Here is an 18,061-nt window from a genome sequence, read left to right as displayed (position 1 = left end):
CGGCTCCCCGCCCGCCCCGACGACGGGCCGGGCACACCTACCCGGCGCCGCGGCCGGAGCCGGCGCCGTCCGGGCCGGGGGTGTCCCGCCCCAGGCCCCGGCGGATCGCGATCTCCACGGGCGAGTACGCGCCGTCGGGCCGCTCCAGTTCGTACGGTGCGGCCGGCATCAGCGGCGGCTGGGCCATGAAGCGCGGCCGTACCCCGTGGTGCGGTTGCGCCGCGTGCACCAGGAACGGGTGGCACAGGAAGACGTCGCCCGGGGACCCGGTGGCGAGGGCCAGGGGCCGGTGACCGGACGCCGCCACGAGGTCGGGCGCGAGGGTCGGCCCGCTCGCCCCGTCCTCCCCGTAACGCTCCAGCACTTTCGGCACGTCGAGGTGCGAGCCGACCCGGATCCGGGTCGGCGCGTCCTCCTCGCCGACCTCGCTGAACAGGAAGAGCATCAGCAGCGCCCGGCCGTGGGAGCGCAGGTTGGTGAAGTACCAGCTCTCGCCCTCCGGCAGATAGCTCCCCTCGATGTGCCAGCCCGCGTCGTCCGGTTCCTCCTCGTGCGGGAAGCGCAGCGGGAACGTGCCCAGCGAGTAGCGCGGCTCCCAGCGTCCCTCGCCGACGAGCAGGTCGTACGCGCGGTGCAGCGCGGGGGAGTTGGGCGCGGCGGCGAACGGTCCCTGCGCCATGCCGGGCAACCGGTGCACGGGCCGGGTCCAGGTCGCCGGATCGTCCGGGTCGCAGCCCGTCTCCCGCCACAGCAGCCGTGCGCAGTCCGCGGCCACGCGCGGCGCGACGGCACCCTCCAGCTTCACGAAGCCGTCGCGGAGGAAGCGGGATACCAAGGTCGTGTCGTCCATGCCCCCATCGTGCGGCGGCACCCATCCCGGCCACCCGACATTTCCCGCACCGCCCCGGTCGGGCGCCACCTGTGGCGGGTGTGCTCCACCGGCGGCTGCCACCGGTGCCGGCACGGGTGGCCCGGGCCCGGTGACGACCACGGCACCGCCGCCCCCGCGGGCGACGGTGCCGTTCGGATCCGGGACGGGGCGGGACCGTGCGGTGCGTCCGGTCCCGGCCGGTGCCGGCGTGGTTCACCGGGACGCGGCGGCCACCCGCCGGTGGGTCCGGTTCACCGGGAGGAGGCGACCGCCCGCCGGTAGGCCCGGTTGGCCAGCGGCACCACCAGCGCCAGCAGCACCGACAGCAGCACCACCGAGACCAGCACCGGGTGCTGGAGCGGGAACGCCGGGTCGGAGCCGTTGCCGGTGGGGTTGCCCCACACCTCGCGCATCGCGGTGACCACCGTGCTGACCGGGTTCCACTCGGCCACGTGACGCAGCCAGTCGGGCAGGTTGCTGGACGGGTAGAACGTCGAGGACAGGAACGCCAGCGGCATCGTGATCATCACGGTGACCGAGTTGACCACCTCGACGTGCCGGAGCAGCAGGCCGACGAGGGTGCCGATCCAGGCCATCACCAGGCCGAGCAGCATCAGCAGCAGGAAGCCGGCGAGCAGCTGGAGCACGCCGTCCACCCGCCAGCCGATGAGGAACCCGATGCCCAGCATCATCACGCAGGAGATCATGTTGAGGATCAGGTCGGAGACGGTCCGGCTGATCAGCACCGCGCTCTGCGCCATCGGCAGCGAACGGAACCGGTCCACCAGCCCGTTGTTGAGATCCTCCGCCACTCCGACGCCGGTGTTGATGACGCTGGAGAGCATCATCTGCACGAAGATGCCCGCCATGATGTACTCGTGGTAGTCGCCCTCGGGCACCTGCATCGAGCTGCCGAAGAGGTATCCGAAGAGGATCACGAACATGATCGGCATCACGGTGACGCTGACCAGCTTCTGCGGCATCCGCCGCAGGTGCGTCATGTGCCGGCCGATCAGCGCGACGGAGTCGCTCACCACATAGGAGTTGCTCATCGGGCCGTCGCCTCCGCTTCGGTCGTGTGCCCGGTCAGCTGCAGGAAGACCTCGTCCAGCGAGGGGCGGCGGACGACGAAGTCCACCACCTCCACCGAGGCGCGCTCCAGCGCCGCGGCCGCGGCGGCGACCCCGGCGATCCCGGTCTCCAGCGCCATCGACACCTGGAGTCCGGTGCCGTCCACGGTCGGCTGCTCCGCACCGTCGGAGGCGAGCGCGGACTGCGCGGCCTTCGCCATCTCCGGGGTGCGGACGGTGATCTGGAGCCGCTCGCCGCCGATCTTGTTCTTCAGCTCGTCGGGTGTGCCCTCGGCGACCACCCCGCCCTTGTCCAGCACCGCGACGCGCTGGGCGAGCTGGTCGGCCTCCTCCAGGTACTGGGTGGTCAGCAGCACCGTGACGCCCGCGGCGACCTGCGCGCGGACCATCTCCCACAGCCCGGTCCGGCTCACCACGTCCAGCCCGGTGGTGGGCTCGTCCAGGAAGATCACCGGCGGACTGCCCATCAGGCTCGCGCCCAGGTCCAGCCGGCGCCGCATACCGCCGGAGTACGTGCGCACCGTCCGGTTGGCGGCGTCCACCAGGTCGAACCTCTCCAGGACCTCCTCGGCGCGGGCGCGGGCCTGCTTGCGGCCCAGGTGCTGGAGGGTGCCGATGAGCACCAGGTTCTCCCGGCCCGTCAGGTCCGCGTCCAGCGCCGCGTACTGGCCCGTCAGACCGATGCTGCGACGCACGTCCTGCGGCTGCCGGGCCACGTCGTACCCGGCGACGGTGGCGGTGCCCCCGTCGGGTTCGAGCAGCGTGGTCAGCATGCGGACCAGCGTCGTCTTGCCCGCGCCGTTGGGGCCCAGCAGCCCGAACACCGTCCCGGCCTCGACGGTGAGATCGACACCCTTGAGCACCTCGTTGTCGCCGTAGCGCTTCCGTAGACCCTCGGCGGAGATTGCGACGTTCATCAGACTCCTCACCACGCGGCGGCGAGATCCGAGGTGACTGCTGGAACCCGAGATCGCTCGACGAGTGACCCGGAGCGAACCTCCATACCTCAAGGACCCCATACGATCAGCGGCGACAGTAGTTCTCCGGCGACCGGCGAAACCAGCGGAGTTCCAGTTTTTCGAATCGCCCCGCCGCCGGGCCCCGATGGGTGCGGTGCGGGCCCTGGTGGGCGCGTGCGGGCCGCGGTGGGCGCGCCGGGCCGGCGGCCGGGTTCCGACCCGGCCCACCGGCCCCCCGGACGTCACCGGCCCCCACGGACGTCACCGGCCCCCACGGACGTGACCGGTCGCACGGACGTGACCGGTCGCACGGACGTCACCGGTCACGCGAACGTCACCGCCGCCGTACGGTCGCCGCGGGCTCCCTCGGGCCGGGAGCCCGGCCGGCCGCCGTCACCGGGCCCCCCGTCACCGGCCCCGGGCCCCCGTCACCAGCCCCGGGCCTCCGTCACCGCCGCCGGGCCGGCCGTCACCGTCCGCCGGGCCGCCGCCGCCCCGAACCGCGGCCGGCCGGCCGCCACCCCGCCGGCCGGCCACGCGGCCCCGGGGGACGGCCACGCCTCCCCCCGGGACGGCCCGGGCTCAGCGCACCAGGCGGACCGGCAGCGACTCCAGACCCCGGGTCAGCGACGTCTCGTGGCGCAGCTCCTCCGGCGCCACCGCCGGCTCGATCCGGGAGAAGCGGTCGAGCAGCACGCCCACCGCGATCTCGGTCTGCAGCCGGGCCAGCGGCGCGCCCATGCAGTGGTGGATGCCGTGGCCGAACGCCAGGTGCCCGCCGCCCTCCCGGCGGATGTCGAAGCGCTCCGGGTCGGGGAAGCGCTCCGGGTCGTGGTTGGCGGAACCGAGGGCGACCACGACGAACTCGTCCGCCGGGATGGCCACCCCGCCGATCTCCACCGGCTCGGCGGTGATACTCAGCGTGGACAGGTGCAGCGCGTTGTCGTAGCGGCAGAACTCCTCCACCGCCCCCGGCAGCAGCGACCGGTCGGCGCGGACCGCGGCGAGCTGCTCGGGGTGGCGCAGCAGCGCCAGCACCCCGTTGCCGATCAGATGGGTGGTGGTCTCGTACCCGGCCACCAGGAGCTGGAAGACCATCGACACCAGCTCGTTCTCGCTGAGCCGGTCCCCGGCGTCCCGGACCTTGATCAGGTCGCTGACCAGGTCGTCGCCGGGGTTGGCCCGCTTGTCCGCGATGAGGGTCACGAGATAGGCCGCCATCTCGTCGGCGACCTGCTGCATCTCCTCCGGCCGTACGGCCACGGTCAGGGCGTTGGACCACGCCCCGAAGACGGCCTGGTCGGCCTCCGGGACCCCGATCATGTCGGAGATCACGGTGAGCGGCAGGGGGTACGCCAGCGCCTTGAGCAGGTCCGTCTCGCCCTGGTCGGTGACGTCGTCGAGCAGTCGGCCCACCACCCGCTCGATCCCCGGCCGCAGCGCCTGGGTGCGCCGCACGGTGAACGCCTTGCCCACCAGCTTGCGGAGCCGGGTGTGGTCCGGCGGGTCCATGTTCAGCATGTGCTCCACCAGCATGCGTTCGCCCAGCGTCCGCTCGGCCGGCGCCTCCATGTGCTCCGCGCCGGTGCGCTCGGCGAACACCCGGGCGCCGCGGTCGGGGTCCTTGAGCAACGCCGGTTCGGCGAGCGCGGCGCGCGCCGCGGCGTACCCGACCACCAGCCACATCGGCATGCCGTTGAACAGGATGCGGGCGACCGGACCGCGCTCGCGCAGCCGGGCGTACACGGGATACGGATCGCGGAGGAAGTCCTCGCCCAGCTCCTCCGGGGCCTGAAGGGTGTCCTCGGACATGTCGTCGTCTTCCTCTCGTCGGGTGCGCGCCCGGCGTGGCGCGGCCGGGGGTGCCGGTGGGCGCGGTCCGTCTGCCGGCGGTGCGGCGCCATGGATTTCCCCCACCGTTGGTATCAGCTGGGCGCGCCGGTCCCGAGCCGTCATCGAGGATTTCTATCGGCTTGCCGGGTCCGGTGTGCGCCCGGCCCCGGGAGTAATCGCGTACGGACCCGGACAACAGCCGCCGCGGCGGATATCAAGGAATTCGATACGGGGACCGGAGGGGAACGGGCGCCACGTATTGGATTATTCGAAACAGTGCGGAGCGGCGGCCCCGGGCGGGGGTATGGATGGAGCGTGAACGGCGACCGGGTCCGCCGTGGGGCGGCGTGCGGCCGCGCCGTCCCCCGGTGACCGGTGCTTCCGGCTCCGGCTCCCGGCCGGGCGGCGTGACCGCGGACGTCGGCCCGCTTCCTGCCCCGCCGGCCGGGGGACGTCCACGGACACCAGGGGCCTTTCGCACGCGACCGTGCCGGCCCCACCGTCCGGACGGGCGTCAGGTCACGCTTGTTGTGCCGTTGTCACCCGGAACACCTGGAACGCGCTGAGACATGATCGACAGGAAGGAAGGACGCCGTGAGCAACCCCTTTGAGGACGAGAACGGCAGCTACCACGTGCTGGTCAACGAGGAGGGGCAGCACTCCCTGTGGCCGGCGTTCGCCGAGATCCCCGCGGGCTGGACCTCCGTGCACGGCGAGGACACGCGCCAGGCGTGCCTCGACTACATCAACGAGAACTGGACCGACATGCGGCCCAAGAGCCTGGTCGCCCAGATGGGCTGATCCCGGCACCGCCCGCCGCCGTCCCGATGCCCCGGCGGCGGGCGGCACGGCACCGGGTGAGGGGGCCGACGTCCACGACGTCGGCCCCCTCGCTGTCTCCTCGCTGTCTCTTCCCTGCCACCGGCCCCGCCGCCGGGCCCGCGGGTCCGGCGGCCTGCCGCCGCGCGCCGCCCCGACCGGGCGCGCCGCCCCGCAGGCGCCCGTACCGCCGCCGGCCCCGTGCCCGGCGGTGCCCGGGCGGCCCGGGCGCCACCGGCCGGCGGCCGGTGCGCGCCCCGGCGGTATACGCGCGTAACAGCTTCCTGCCAACCGGCCGACCGCCCGTCCGGACGCCCGCCGGCCCGTCTCCGGAGCCGGCCGCCGCCGCGCGCCGCGTCCCGGGGATTCGGGGCATGCCGGGCGTATCGACGGCTCCACCAGGGGTGTTCCCCGGCGGCCGGCGCCCGCCGCCGGGCCCCCGCCGGACCGGATACGGCGCATTCCGCCGGGGCGGCTGCAGCTTCCTGCATGGCGCGTTGATCCGCCCCATGGCATGAGTTGTTATGGACCGCACATAACGAGATCCGGTGCTTCGGGAAAAGAATTTTAGCGGGCTTTTACGTTGCGCTGAAATAAGACAGGGGGCGCTATGCACGAGCGGGAGTTCCGCGCTTTCGTGTCCGTGGCGGAAATTGGACGTATGGATCAGGCCGCGAAGGAGCTGGGATACTCCCAGCCGGCCATCAGCTACCAGATCAAGTGCCTGGAACAGATGCTGGGGACCAAGCTGTTCACCCGTGACTCGACCGGGGCGCGGCTGACCCGGGAGGGCCGCATGATCCTGCCGTCCGCCAGAGCCGTGCTGACCCTCATCGACGGCATGAAGGGCGTCTGCGACGCGGCCTGAGCCGCGCCGGGTGCCCGGTCGGCGAGCCGCCGCACCCGCCCCGCCGGTACCCCGGTGCGTCACCGCCGGGCCGCTTCGGCCGCCGTCCGGCCGCTGACGGCGGGTCACCGCCGCCACGCCGTACGGCTCCGCCCCCGGCCGGGGGCCCGGCCGCGGCGGCCCGGATGAAGCACACCGGCCCGCGCCGCACCCGACGACGTCCGCCGCGGTGGCCCAGCCGCGTGATGCCCGCGACGGCGGTGACGCACGCCACCGCTCGCCGGTGCCGCACCGCCGTCCGCCGGCCCCGCACCACCGTGCGCCGACGCGGGCCGCCGGGCCCGCCCACGTTCGGCGTCGCCGTGCACCGAGGCGGGCCGCCGTGTCCGCCGCCACCACCACGTCCCGCGCCACCACCACGTCCCGCGTCGCCGTGCGCCGAGGCGGGCCGCCGTGTCCGCCGCCACCACGTCTCGCGTCACCCGCGCCATCAGCATGCCCGCGCCGTCGGGTCGGCCCGCGCCGCCGTGGGGCGACCGCCCGGCCGCCCCACGGCCGCTCCGCGCATCCGCTCAGCGGTTCTCGACCAGCCGGCCCTCCTCCTGCGGCGCCCAGCCGTTGGCGTCCAGCACCCGCCGCAGCCCGGTGAGGGACGCCGGATCCACCAGCAGTTCCACCAGGCCGCGCGGCCGGTCCAGGGAGTGCTCGATCCGGACGTCCTCGATGTTCACGCCCGCCTCGCTCACCGCCGAGAACAACCGGGCCAACGCCCCGGGCTGGTCCGGTACCGCGACCGGTACCGCGACGAACTCCACCGGCCGCGACCGCGGTTTCTGCGGCACCCGCGCGTGCCCGCGGTTGCCGCGCCGCAGCAGCTCGGTCAGCTCGGCGGTGGCCCGCGCCCGGCCCTGCTCGTCCGCGCCGCGCCGGGCGCGCAGCACGGTGACCATCCGGCCCAGGTCCGCGGCGCACGCCTCCAGCACGTCGGCCACCGCGTCGGCGTTCGCCTCCAGGATGTCCGCCCACAGCGCCGGTTCGCCCGCGGCGATCCGGGTCACGTCCCGCAACCCCTGGCCGGACACCCGGATGTGCTCGGCCTCCGCGTCCTCCAGCCGGGCCGCCAGCGCCGAGGAGACCAGGTGCGGGGCGTGCGAGGTGAGCGCCACCGCCCGGTCGTGGGCGGCGACGTCCATGATGACCGGCACCCCGCCGCACAGCGACACCAGCTCCAGGCCCCGGTTGAGCGCCGCGCGGTGGGTGCGCGGTGAGGGCGTCAGCACCCACGGCCGCCCCTCGAAGAGGTCGGCGCGCGCCGCCAGCGGCCCGGAGCGTTCGCTGCCGGCCAGTGGGTGCCCGCCGAGATAGCTGGCCGGGTCCCCGCCGGCGGCCGTCACCTCCTCGTACGGCCGGGACTTGACGCTGGCCACATCGGTGTAGGCGTGGGCCAGCCCCTCCCGCTGGCAGCGGGCCAGGACCGTGCCGATGTGGGCCGGCGGGACCGCCAGCACCGCCAGCTCCACCGGCTCGGCGGGCGGCCGGAGCGAACCGGCGCCCAGGGCCTCGGCGGTCCGGGCCGCGGTGGTGTCCGCGTCGTCGAGGTGGACCGCGACGCCGCGCCGGGTCAGCGCGAGGGCGATGGAGGTGCCGATCAGCCCGGTTCCGACGACGGCGGCGGTCCTCATGCGGCACCCCCCGCCTCGGTGGTCCCGCCGGCCGCCCGCGCGGCCTCCGCCTCGACGAAGGCGGCGAACCGGGCGATGCCCTCCCGGATCTCCTCCTGGCCCAGGTAGCTGAAGGACAGCCGCAACGACCGGTCGCCGCCCTCCTCGGGGTGGAAGTAGGACATCGGCGTCCAGATCACCCCGTGGTTCCGGGCCGAACGCAGCAGCGCGTCGTTGCCGGCCGGGAACGGCACCCGCACGGTGAGGAAGAACCCCCCGCTCGGCCGGTTCCAGTCCACCCCCAGCGCCCGCCGCCGGTCCTCCGGCAGCCGACGGTCGAGCTGGTCCAGCGTCTCGCGCAGCGCCTCGCCGTAGTGCTTGGCCGGGAGGGCGTTCAGCTCGGTGAGCCGGCCGCCGGAGGCGAGCAGCGCCCCGGCCACGGCCGCCTGGCTCAGCGCCGGGGTGTTCACCGTCACCATGCTCTTGATCTTGGCCAGTTCGTCGGCGAGCAGGCTCCCGGACCCCGTGGCGTCCCGCACCGGCTGGTCGGCGACCGCGAAGCCGACCCGGGCCCCGGGGAACACCGACTTGGCGAACGAGCCCAGGTGCACCACCCGCCGTTCCCGGTCGAGCGACTTCAGGGTGGGCTCCTGCGGCCCGGGGCTGACCAGCCGGTAGGGGCTGTCCTCGATGATGAGCAGGTCGTGCCGCGCGGCGAGGTCCAGCAGCTCCTCGCGGGCCCGCCGGGTCATGGTGCTGCCGGACGGGTTGGAGTGGTCCGGCACCACGTACAGCGCCCGCGGCCGCCGTCCCGCGGCCCGTTCGGCGCGCACCGCCGCCGCCACGTCGGCCGGGTCCAGGCCGGCCTCGCGCTCCTCCACCGACCGCACCCGCAGGTCGAGCAGGCGCGCCGCACCGGTGATGCCCACGTAGCACGGGCTGACGACCAGCAGCACGTCCCGCGGGTCCGCGAAGAGCGCCCGCAGCGTGAGCAGCATGGCCTCCTGGGCGCCGACCGTCACCACGATCGACTCCGGCGGTACGTCGATGCCCTCGTCCGCCCGCAGCGAGTCGGCGATCAGCTCCCGGATCTGCCCGGCCGTCGGGCCGTACTGGTACATCGTGGTGCGGATCTCGCCGGGCGAGGCGCCCCGGGCGGCGAGGTGGTCCACGTACCGGCGCAGGTGGCCGAAGATCTCCTCGGTGTCGAAGAGGCCCTCGTACGGCCGGCCGGGCGCGAACGAGACGGCACCGGGGAAGCGGCCGGTGATCTCGTTGAGGAAGTTCATGGTGTCCAGCAGGGGGTCGGACACGCTGCCGTGCAGCTCCTCCTTGCGCAGCACGGCCGCCCCCGGGACCGCCGCCGGTACGGGGGCCGGTACGGGGGCCGGCGCCGGCGCCGTGAGGTGCGCGGGCGCGGCGGCGGACGCGACCGTGCCCGCCGGGGCGGCCGGCAGCGCGGCGCCGGCCGCGGCGACCGAGGGGGTGCCGGTCAGCGCCATCGCGTCCGCCAGCTCCTCGGTCACCAGGTCCAGCACGCCGGCCACGCCCTCGTCGCCCGCCACCGCCAGCCCGTGCAGCACCGGGCGGCCCAGCAGCACCGCGTCGGCGCCCAGGGCGAGTGCGGCCAGGACGTCACCGCCCCGGCGCACGCCCCCGTCGAGCAGCAGCGCGGTCCGGCCGCGTACCGCCGCGGCGACCTCGGGCAGGACGTCCAGGGACGCCGGGACACCGTCCAGTTGCCGGCCGCCGTGGTTGGAGACCACCACGCCGTCCACCCCGGCCGCCACCGCGGCGTCGGCGTCCTCGGCCGTCATCACGCCCTTGACCAGCACCGGGAGGTGGCTGATCGAGCGCAGCCAGGAGATCACCGACCAGTCCAGGCCCGGATCGAGGTGGGTCCGGCCGTGGTCGGCGGGGGAGGCGTCCGCGTGCTCCGCCGGCAGGTTGGCGGGCCGGACGTGGTCCGGCAGCCGGAAGCCGTTGCGCAGGTCGCGCAGCCGGCGGCCCAGGCGCGGGGTGTCCACCGTGAGCACCAGCGCCTCGAAGCCGGCCCGCTCGGCCCGTTCCACCACCCGCCGGGTGGTCTCCCGGTCGCGGAAGCAGTAGACCTGGAGCCACAGCGGTGACGACGCGGCGGCGGCGATGTCCTCGAAGGTCCGCCCGGCGAAGGTGCTCACCACCAGGGGCAGGCCCGCCGCGCCCGCGGCCCGCGCGGTGGCCGTCTCGCCGTCCGGGTGCACCAGCGTGTGGTACGCGACCGGGGCCACCGCGACCGGGGCCGCCCAGGTGCGTCCCAGCACGGTGGTGGCCAGGTCGGGTTCGCCGCAGCCGGTGAGCACCCGGGTGCGCAGCCGCACCTGGTCGAAGGCGAGCCGGTTGGCCGTGAGCGTACGCTCCTGACCGGCGCCGCCCTCGATGAAGTCCCACACCGCCGGCTCGACGCGCGCCCGCGCCGCCTCGGCGTACTCCTCCAGGGACACCGGCCGGAGCGGACCGGCGGCGGAACCGGGCCCGGTCACGGGGCGTCCGTCCGGGCGCGCTCCACCGCTTCGTACAGCGCCCGGATGTTGGCGCTGCCGAAGCTGTGGGCGCCGTGCCGCTGGATCAGCTCGAAGAACAGGGTGCGCCGCTCGAAGGGCGAGCGGGTGAAGAGCTGGAGCAGGTAGCCCCACTCGTCCCGGTCGGCGAGCACATTGGTCTTGCGCAGGTCGGCGATGGCCTCGTCGAGGTCGGTGATCCGCTCGGCGAGGGCGTCGTAGTACGTGCCCGGGGTCTGCAGGAACTCCACGCCGCGGGCCTCGTAGTCGAGCACGGCCGGGATGATCTGGTCCACCAGGAACGCCAGGTGCTGCACGCCCGCGCCGCCGTTGCGGTGAAGGAACTCGTCGATCTGGCCGGGCTTCCTGGACGGGTCCGGCTCGATGATGGTGAAGGTGATCCCGGTGGAGGGGCTGCGCACCACGATGGAGTCCATCGCCTGCTCGCCCACCGCGACGTACTCGCTGAAGAACTGCTCGAAGCCGAAGCCCTCGATGTAGTAGCGGACCGTGTCGTGCAGCGAGCCGGCCTCCAGGCAGATCGCCACGTGGTCCAGGAGCCGCAGCCGGGGCTCGTCGTCGCCGCCCGCCCCGGCCGCCGGGACGGGCTCCCAGTCCCGGCCGCCGGGCAGGCCGTACGCCTGGCCGGCGGAGCGCCGGACCAGGGTGTGCCGCACCGCCCCGAACCCGGAGACCACCGGTGCCGCCGCGCCCTCGGGCGTCAGGTCCCGGCCGCCCGCCGCGACCGCCCCGGCCAGCACGGCGGCGGGGTCGTCGCAGGCGAAGGCGATGTCGCGGACGCCGTCGCCGTGGACGGCGAGGTGGTCGGCGGCCGCGGGCCCCGAGGTGACCACGAGCTGGATGCCGTTCTGGCGGAGCAGCACCGATTCGAGGCCGCCGGCCGCGCTCCGTGCTTCCTGCCGGAAACCGAACCGGGAGGTGAAATACTCCGTGGTTTTCTTCCGGTCAGCGGTGTAGATCTCTATGTATTCGATGTCGTGCGCGGTCACAGGCTTCCCCATCCGACGGTTGTCCGACCGGGCGACGGCCTGTCCTCCGGGTCGGGAAGGCCGGGCCGGGTCGGCATTTGGCTGCGGTTCGTGGAGTTCTGGTCGGGCGGGCCGTTCTTCCTCGGCGGCCCGGGATCTACGTTGCGCGGACGGCACCGCCGGGCAGTGCCTTCGCCGGTGCGCCGACGCGTTTCCGGCCGGACGCGCATTCCTTTGTCACAGCACAGGAATCAGTCGCCGGACACCGGATAAAGGGATCCGGCGCCTTCCGGCCCGTGGCGCCCTGTGGCTTGCGCCGCCCGACCGGTGGAGCGTGCCGGTCCGTAGTGCCCGGGCCGCGGGTGCCAGGCGCCGGGACACCGTCCGGGCAGGGCGTACGCGGCTCCGGACCGGGAGCGGCGGGGCGCCGCGGGGGCCCGGTACCGGGCGCGCGGCCGGGAGCGGCCGGCCGGCGGCGCCGACGGCGGTCGCGGGCGGAACAAGAACCTGGGCACCCCGGACTCCCTGGAGGCATAAAGGGTTTGGCCCGGCGAACCTAGCAGCTCCCGGACTTCTCCCCGAGGTGCCGCAATGGATTCTTCGATAGCCGCCGGAAAACTCTGGCGCGGTATCCGGTGGTGCCGCTGCGCCGATTGCCGTGAAGGCCGTTCCGGACGCCGGAAAAGCGCCACTCGCGGGCGCGCCGCGATGAAGTGTGCCCCGGGGCGGGCCAGTGCTGGCAACGGTTTATCAAATTCTCCTTATCGAACTTTCCCAAGTGCTTCCACAACTTTCCCGGAGCGGGGACGGGAACCCGCCCGCCGGGTGTGCTGAAGTGACCGCGGAGGGATGCCCGTCCCGCCGCCCACGCCCGCAATTGACCACCCGCGGTCGCCGCGCCACGCCCGCTCACCGTCGCGGGCGGCGGCCTGCGCCGAGCGGCCGCCGGTCGGGGAGGCCGGCCACCGGACGGGCAGGGCGGCGCGGTGCGCTGCGGCCCGACCGCCGGGCGGGGAGGGCGGCGCGGCCCTGACCGCCCCGCGGGGAAGGCGGTGCGACCCCGCCCGCCCCTCCACGGCAACGGAGTCGGCCCGTGGCGTCAGCGGCTCACCGCGGTCTCCCGGTCGAGGCAGGACAGCTTCTGGGGATTGCGCACGGCGTAGAGCCCGGTGATGAGACCGCCGTCCATCCGCACCGCCAGGACGGTGTCGAGCCTGCCGTCCCGCCGCAGGAGGAGCGCCGGACAGCCGTTGACCTCGGCCGGCCGCATCGACATCGCGGCGTCGATCCCGCCCAGCACCCCGGCCACCCGGTCGGCGCCCACGACGGGCGCCGGCGCGGCCGGCACGGTGCCGCCCCCGTCGGTCAGCAGCACGACATCCGGCGCGATCATGTCGAGCAGGCGCTGCAGGTCTCCCGTCTCGACGGCCCGCCGGAACGCCTCCAGCGCGCCGCGGGTCTCGGCCGGGGAGACGACCTCGCGCGGCCGGCGGGCGGCGACGTGCGCCCGCGCCCGGTGCGCGATCTGCCGGACCGCGGCCGGACGCCTGCCGACGGCCTCCGCGATCTCGCCGTACTCCAGCGCGAAGACGTCGCGCAGCACGAACACCGCCCGCTCGGTCGGGGAGAGGGTCTCCAGCACCAGCAGCATCGCCATCGAGATGCTGTCGGCGAGCGCCACGTCCTCGGCCACGTCGGGCGCGGTCAGCAGCGGTTCGGGCAGCCAGGGGCCGGTGTAGGTCTCCCTGCGCCGGCGGAGCGTGCGGAGCCGGGTCAGGGCCTGACGGGTGGTCATCCGGACCAGGTAGGCCCGCCGGTCCCGCACCGTGCCGAGGTCCACGCCCACCCAGCGCAGCCACGTCTCCTGCACCACGTCCTCGGCGTCGGCGGCGGAGCCCAGCATCTCGTAGGCGACGGTGAACAGCAGGCTGCGGTGGGCGACGAAGGCCTCGGTGGCGGTGTCCGGCCGACCGTCGGGCGGGGGCGGCCCGGCGGTGGTCCCCGTCTCCCGGCTGTGCTCGCTCATCGTCGGCTCCCCCTGATCGCTCCCGGACGTGTCGCGCACAGGACGCCGGCCGCGGCCCTCCTGTGACAGCCGTGACGGGTGGGCCACGTCACAGGTCCGTGCCGTCACAGAGGCGGGGCGGCCGGCATCCCGTGTCCGGCAGGACGCCGCGGACGATCCGCGCGGCACCCGGACCCACGAGTGAGGAAGAGACCATGGAACCCCGTTTCAACCTGTTCGACAGCCCGACCGCGGCCAAGGTCGCCCAGCGGTTCTACAACGCCGCGCTGCCCCTGGAGCGGTCGACGCTGCCGAAGACCCTGCGGGAGCTGGTGGAGCTGCGGGTGAGCCAGCTCAACGGCTGCGGCTTCTGCGTCGACGTCCACACCAAGGAGGCCGCGGCCGCCGGCGAGACCGCGCTCCGGCTCCACCTGGTCGCCACCTGGCGCCACTCCACCGTGTTCACCGCGGCGGAGCGGGCCGCCCTGGCACTGGCCGAGGAGGGCACCCGGCTCGGCGACCGGGGCGTGTCCGACGAGACCTGGGCCGCGGTGCGCGAGCACTACGACGACGACCAGGTCGGCGCGCTGGTCTGCCTGGTGTCCCTGATCAACGCCGCCACCCGGATGAACGTGATCGTCCACAACCCGGGCGGCTCGTACGAGCCGGGCATGTTCGCCGACCTGTCGGACTGACGGGGCGGCGGGCGTGCGGCTGTCGGGCTGACCGGCGGCGGGTCTGCGGCCTGCCGGGGTGACTGGTGGCGGGCCGGCGGCTGTCAGAAGGGCCGGCGGTCGGCTGCAACTTCCCCAGGGCGCCAAGCAACTGCTCTTCGAGTCGGGCGAGCTGCTGACCATACACACGCGTACCCGGCTCGCCGCCGTGCGGATGACGAGAAGGCGGTGACCGACCCGTGTCCTCGCGCCATCACGACATCGCTGACGACCTCCGGCACCAGATCACGACCGGCCGCATCAAGCCCGGCGAACGCCTGCCGTCCGAGGCCGGCCTGGCCGATCGGTACAAGGTCAGCACGGTGACCCTGCGGAGCGCCCTCGCGGTCCTCCAGGGCGAAGGTCTCGCCGAAAAGATCCACGGCAAAGGTAACTTCGTCCGCCGCCCGCCCCGCAAGATCGTGTACGTCGGCGGATGGGGGATGCTGGACCCGTGGACGGCCGCTGAAGCGGCCCTACGCGTCACCGTGCGCAGCAGCACGGTTCAGGCGGACGAGCGGCTGACGACGTTGCTGAAGGTGCCGACGGGCAGCCCCCTCGCAGAGTTCGTCTGCGTCAGCCATGAGGGGGAGTCACCGCATGGACTGGCACGCATCTACATCCCGCGGGACCTGGCACCGGCCGGGATGCTCGACCACGAACCGTCGTGCTGTGAGACGGTCGCGAGATTCGCCGTCCTCAGCGTTCCGCCGGCTGCTGTCCGGGAGACGGTCTGTGCCCGCCCACCTACACCGGACGAAGTATCAACCCTCCGGACCCACTCCACCGCGCCCGTCCTCGCGATCACACGCGTTGCGACCGACCCCACCGGGCGAGTCGTCGAGGCCGCGCTCCTGGTGTTCCCGGGGGACCGCATCGACGCCGTCTTCACCCCCCACCACGTGACCGACGAGAGGCAGACGCAAGCATGACGGCACCGAACGAACTGCGGCTCCTCCCGTGGTCGGGGCCAGAGGGCAAGCCCTGCTACCTGAGCGCCGACGACGGGGGCGGCTACGTGTCCCGCCTGGCGGACAACATCGAAGCGGTGCAGCTAGGAACGGCAGCCGAGCTGCTGGAAGAGGCCCTGGAAACCCTCCACGACGAGGGCGCCGGCCGCGAGGACGTACGACGGCTGGCACAGGAGCTGACCGGTGCTCTGCGAGACGTGCTCCGCGTTGCCACGAGCCGGGGACACCTCCTGACGGTGAACGAGCCGCCCTCTTTCTGACGGGGCGTGCTGCGTTTGGCGGCTGCGGCCTGCTCAGTGCGGCCTAACTTGCCGGTGTACTGATCACCGCTTTCGCTCACCAGCGAGACCGACGAAGCCCACGGCACTGACCAGCTCAGATGCCGTGGGCTTCTGTCGTTGTTGGTCGGCGTCGGGTGACCTCGCACGGCCCAGGGACGGCCCAGGAGCCATGGCGAATTCTGCGGCCGGCGTTGGGGTGAGCGCCGCTCTACAAGTTCGTTCTCGTCCCCGTGAGGATGTGGTCCACTGCGGGGACGGGTTCCGCACGTGGCTGCCGGTTGTCACCGCTGTTCGTGGGCGTTGATGTCAACGTTGGATGTCAGCGGAACAACTCTGGGACGGGGCAGACCTCCAGTGGCTCGCCCGGCCGGTCGGCCCAGCCCCACCACACATGCTGATCGGTACACCGCCATAGCGACCGGCAAGCCCGCCGGCCGTCGTCCTCCCGCTTGGAGAGGACAAAGCCGCCGGGCTGCATGGGCTGGCTGCACTCGGGACATGCAGGCGCTTCGTCGGTCACGCGGAGCACCGTAACAGGGTGACCGCTTCGTCCCGAAGCAACTTGGGCGGAAGCGCTGCCTTAGGCTGATCTGCCTCTCACCTGCGCTGATGATCCGTGGACGTTCGCGCTCGTCCGCCAATGTTCGCCGGCGTTGTCACGCAGTTAGACACTCACCGCTCGACGGTCGATCGCTGGCGAGTCGGTTGTCAGTGCCTGCGCCTATGGTCTCAAGCGCACGGTCGGCTTCCGGGGGTTCCAGCTCTGTAAGGAATGGTTGCATCCCCGGCCTGTCTGTGGGCGGCCCGGAGAGTCGTCCGGGACCTAACCGACGGTCGGGCTTTGTCGATGGCCAGCGGATGACCTGCCAGAGCCGACCGTGCACCCCTCCCGAGTAGGCACACGCACGTTTTCCCATTGCGGTGGTGCCTTCGGCTGACTCTGGGGTCGTTCACCTGCGTGCGTGGGCGACTGCGCCGTGCGAAGAGTCTGACCGGCGGTCTCCGCTGAACGGCCGTGAACGGTGGTGATTCAAAGACGACGGCAGCACGGGAGAGAGCCGTCTCACTTCTCTACGGGTGGGATGCGGCGATCAACGCTCTCGGCGTCATCCACGTGACCACGGGCACGGACGGTGATCGGTGTCGCTCGTCCTATGGACGTCAACAACCATGCAAGCAAGCACCTGATCGGTGAGCGGCCGGCTCTCCGGTAGCTCGTCCTTCCACCCGCGCGCCGTCCGCCTCCTTGTGTGGTGGTCCTCTTCTTGTACTTAGCGTAAGTCATGGATGGGGCGGTCTTTTCAAGGACTAGAATGAAACTCGCCTCATCCGAGTAGGGGGCGCTCGCGCTAACAACTTAATGGTTCTTTCGTCTGCTATGCACATGCTAAGTGATTGCTGACATGTCGGAGTACTGGGAGCGCGTAATGCCTCACTATGCATTAGATGAATGGCGCGCCGTAATGCGCGGTGAAAAGCCTCAACCTTCGGACGACTACATCGTTATTGCCTTTCCCAATGACGAGCTACGCACCGCCTATCTGAGTCAGGTTTCTTCCTGGCCGGAGATGGAAGTGCGAGCGATTCTCAGGCAAATGCTTGGCGGGTCATCTCATCTGTCTATTCTTGATCAGATTCGCTTGCAAGTGTTAAAAGCTGAGGGTCCATCGCGATCGTTGGATCCGAATGCGCCAGACGAGCGCCACTTCAGTGAGTATGAGAGTCGGGCCATACTTGCAGCAGCTGGTAAGAATTCGGAGCCGGTTTGGCAAGGGATTTCATGGGTTTTGGATCTCCTCCCGGATTCCCCGCGTGACGCGCTTGGTGCGGTGTCATCCTATTTCATGGCTCACTACAAGGTGCTGTCTGACTGGAGGGAGTTTGGCCTCTCTGATGCGATGGCGCTGATCCGGCATCGGTACATTACGCAAGGGCGTACGGAACGCGAGCGGAAAATTGCACTACTGCGAAGCCTCGATCCGAGAGATCTCGAGTTCTTGATCGCTGACCTCTATAGGGCCATGGGCTATGAGGTGTGCGTTACGCCTCGACAAAAGGATGGGGGGAAAGATGTTGAAGCATGGCGCGGCAATGAAAGAATTTATATTGAGTGCAAGAATTGGGATCAGAAGGTTGACGTCAACACCGTTCGCAGCTTCGGGTTTGTTGTAATGGATAAGAATGTGACATCAGGGGTTCTTGTTTCGATTTCCGGCTTCACGGAGAAAGGTCCGGAGACTGCAGAAAAGCTGGTTATGGAATCGTCTGTGAGGCACCGTATGGTTCTGCTTGATGGCCATCGTACTGTTCAAAAGCTTAACGAATACCTCGGTGCAGGTTGGCACCTGCGCGCTGACCAAGTCATTGCTCATCAGAAGCGCAGCAGCTGAATGGACTAGGCCGCAGTACAGCTTCGCCGATCCTTTCCGCCATTCGTGCCAGCTCACCGAGTTGATGGGCTGGTCAAGAGCTGTCTACTTG

At 72.1% G+C, this 18,061-nt stretch carries 14 protein-coding genes and 1 pseudogene; 7 read left to right on the top strand and 8 right to left on the bottom strand.

Translation table 11 applies throughout. From position 1 onward, the window contains the following. Positions 1 to 37: 37 nt before the first annotated feature. The 4 genes from IHE55_RS08970 to IHE55_RS08955 all read right to left on the bottom strand — a co-directional run bounded on the left by IHE55_RS08970 (position 38) and on the right by IHE55_RS08955 (position 4,733). Positions 38 to 850 (bottom strand): phytanoyl-CoA dioxygenase family protein, encoded by an 813-nt coding sequence (locus tag IHE55_RS08970; protein ID WP_197988540.1) that lies wholly within the window; start codon positions 848 to 850, stop codon positions 38 to 40. A 272-nt stretch (positions 851 to 1,122) separates the two neighbouring features. Next, on the bottom strand, positions 1,123 to 1,923 hold the full coding sequence (locus IHE55_RS08965) for an ABC transporter permease (RefSeq protein WP_197988539.1): 801 nt from the start codon (positions 1,921 to 1,923) through the stop codon (positions 1,123 to 1,125). Next, the gene (locus tag IHE55_RS08960) at positions 1,920 to 2,879 is read right to left on the bottom strand and encodes an ATP-binding cassette domain-containing protein (protein ID WP_197988538.1); all 960 of its coding nucleotides are present in this window, start codon (positions 2,877 to 2,879) and stop codon (positions 1,920 to 1,922) included. The genes IHE55_RS08965 and IHE55_RS08960 overlap by 4 nt, the downstream gene beginning before the upstream one ends. Before the next feature lie 624 nt (positions 2,880 to 3,503). After that, complete coding sequence (locus IHE55_RS08955) at positions 3,504 to 4,733, bottom strand: cytochrome P450 family protein (protein ID WP_197988537.1); 1,230 nt, start codon at positions 4,731 to 4,733, stop codon at positions 3,504 to 3,506. Between the two features lie 615 nt (positions 4,734 to 5,348). Between IHE55_RS08955 and IHE55_RS08950 the strand changes: the two genes are divergently transcribed. Beyond that, positions 5,349 to 5,555 carry an MbtH family protein gene (locus tag IHE55_RS08950; protein WP_197988536.1) on the top strand — a complete coding sequence of 69 codons (207 nt, stop codon included), beginning with the start codon at positions 5,349 to 5,351 and terminating at the stop codon, positions 5,553 to 5,555. Positions 5,556 to 6,183: 628 nt separating this feature from the next. Beyond that, on the top strand, positions 6,184 to 6,441 hold the full coding sequence (locus tag IHE55_RS08945; protein ID WP_197988535.1) for a LysR family transcriptional regulator: 258 nt from the start codon (positions 6,184 to 6,186) through the stop codon (positions 6,439 to 6,441). A gap of 551 nt (positions 6,442 to 6,992) precedes the next feature. Here IHE55_RS08945 and IHE55_RS08940 read toward each other — a convergent pair. The 4 genes from IHE55_RS08940 to IHE55_RS08925 form a co-directional block, all read right to left on the bottom strand. Further along, positions 6,993 to 8,102 carry a prephenate dehydrogenase gene (locus IHE55_RS08940; RefSeq protein WP_197988534.1) on the bottom strand — a complete coding sequence of 370 codons (1,110 nt, stop codon included), beginning with the start codon at positions 8,100 to 8,102 and terminating at the stop codon, positions 6,993 to 6,995. Next, positions 8,099 to 10,564, bottom strand: coding sequence for an aminotransferase class I/II-fold pyridoxal phosphate-dependent enzyme (locus tag IHE55_RS08935; RefSeq protein ID WP_307826582.1), 2,466 nt, complete (start codon positions 10,562 to 10,564; stop codon positions 8,099 to 8,101). Before IHE55_RS08935 ends, IHE55_RS08940 begins: the two co-directional genes overlap by 4 nt. A gap of 35 nt (positions 10,565 to 10,599) precedes the next feature. Next, positions 10,600 to 11,643: a 4-hydroxyphenylpyruvate dioxygenase gene (hppD, locus tag IHE55_RS08930; protein WP_197988532.1), complete on the bottom strand. Its 1,044-nt coding sequence runs from the start codon at positions 11,641 to 11,643 to the stop codon at positions 10,600 to 10,602. Between the two features lie 1,066 nt (positions 11,644 to 12,709). Continuing rightward, complete coding sequence (locus IHE55_RS08925) at positions 12,710 to 13,636, bottom strand: RNA polymerase sigma-70 factor (protein WP_197988531.1); 927 nt, start codon at positions 13,634 to 13,636, stop codon at positions 12,710 to 12,712. Positions 13,637 to 13,830: 194 nt separating this feature from the next. Between IHE55_RS08925 and IHE55_RS08920 the strand changes: the two genes are divergently transcribed. The 5 genes and pseudogenes from IHE55_RS08920 (at position 13,831) to IHE55_RS32575 (ending at position 17,970) form a co-directional block, all read left to right on the top strand. Beyond that, complete coding sequence (locus IHE55_RS08920; protein ID WP_197988530.1) at positions 13,831 to 14,310, top strand: carboxymuconolactone decarboxylase family protein; 480 nt, start codon at positions 13,831 to 13,833, stop codon at positions 14,308 to 14,310. Positions 14,311 to 14,337: 27 nt separating this feature from the next. Next, positions 14,338 to 14,521 (top strand): annotated as a pseudogene (locus IHE55_RS33040) (hypothetical protein). A gap of 7 nt (positions 14,522 to 14,528) precedes the next feature. After that, the gene (locus IHE55_RS08915) at positions 14,529 to 15,260 is read left to right on the top strand and encodes a GntR family transcriptional regulator (RefSeq protein ID WP_197988529.1); all 732 of its coding nucleotides are present in this window, start codon (positions 14,529 to 14,531) and stop codon (positions 15,258 to 15,260) included. Beyond that, a complete protein-coding gene (locus IHE55_RS30970; RefSeq protein ID WP_232265498.1) occupies positions 15,257 to 15,559 on the top strand; it encodes a hypothetical protein in 303 nt (100 codons plus the stop codon). The genes IHE55_RS08915 and IHE55_RS30970 overlap by 4 nt, the downstream gene beginning before the upstream one ends. 1,412 nt (positions 15,560 to 16,971) lie before the next feature. Then, a complete protein-coding gene (locus IHE55_RS32575) occupies positions 16,972 to 17,970 on the top strand; it encodes a restriction endonuclease (protein WP_197988527.1) in 999 nt (332 codons plus the stop codon). Positions 17,971 to 18,061 lie beyond the last annotated feature (91 nt).

Source organism: Streptomyces pactum, from assembly GCF_016031615.1.
In the GTDB taxonomy this organism is placed as follows: Bacteria; Actinomycetota; Actinomycetes; order Streptomycetales; family Streptomycetaceae; genus Streptomyces; species Streptomyces pactus.
Note: the sequence above shows the minus strand (reverse complement) of the source record. Positions and strands in the feature narration are given on the sequence as shown.

Coding starts and splice junctions, on each gene's coding strand:
- IHE55_RS30970 (WP_232265498.1), top strand. CDS start 15,257: ATGACGGCACCGAACGAACTGCGGCTCCTCCCGTGGTCGGGGCCAGAG.
- IHE55_RS08955 (WP_197988537.1), bottom strand. CDS start 4,733: ATGTCCGAGGACACCCTTCAGGCCCCGGAGGAGCTGGGCGAGGACTTC.
- hppD (WP_197988532.1), bottom strand. CDS start 11,643: ATGGGGAAGCCTGTGACCGCGCACGACATCGAATACATAGAGATCTAC.
- IHE55_RS08965 (WP_197988539.1), bottom strand. CDS start 1,923: ATGAGCAACTCCTATGTGGTGAGCGACTCCGTCGCGCTGATCGGCCGG.
- IHE55_RS08925 (WP_197988531.1), bottom strand. CDS start 13,636: ATGAGCGAGCACAGCCGGGAGACGGGGACCACCGCCGGGCCGCCCCCG.
- IHE55_RS08945 (WP_197988535.1), top strand. CDS start 6,184: ATGCACGAGCGGGAGTTCCGCGCTTTCGTGTCCGTGGCGGAAATTGGA.
- IHE55_RS08960 (WP_197988538.1), bottom strand. CDS start 2,879: ATGAACGTCGCAATCTCCGCCGAGGGTCTACGGAAGCGCTACGGCGAC.
- IHE55_RS08920 (WP_197988530.1), top strand. CDS start 13,831: ATGGAACCCCGTTTCAACCTGTTCGACAGCCCGACCGCGGCCAAGGTC.
- IHE55_RS08970 (WP_197988540.1), bottom strand. CDS start 850: ATGGACGACACGACCTTGGTATCCCGCTTCCTCCGCGACGGCTTCGTG.
- IHE55_RS08940 (WP_197988534.1), bottom strand. CDS start 8,102: ATGAGGACCGCCGCCGTCGTCGGAACCGGGCTGATCGGCACCTCCATC.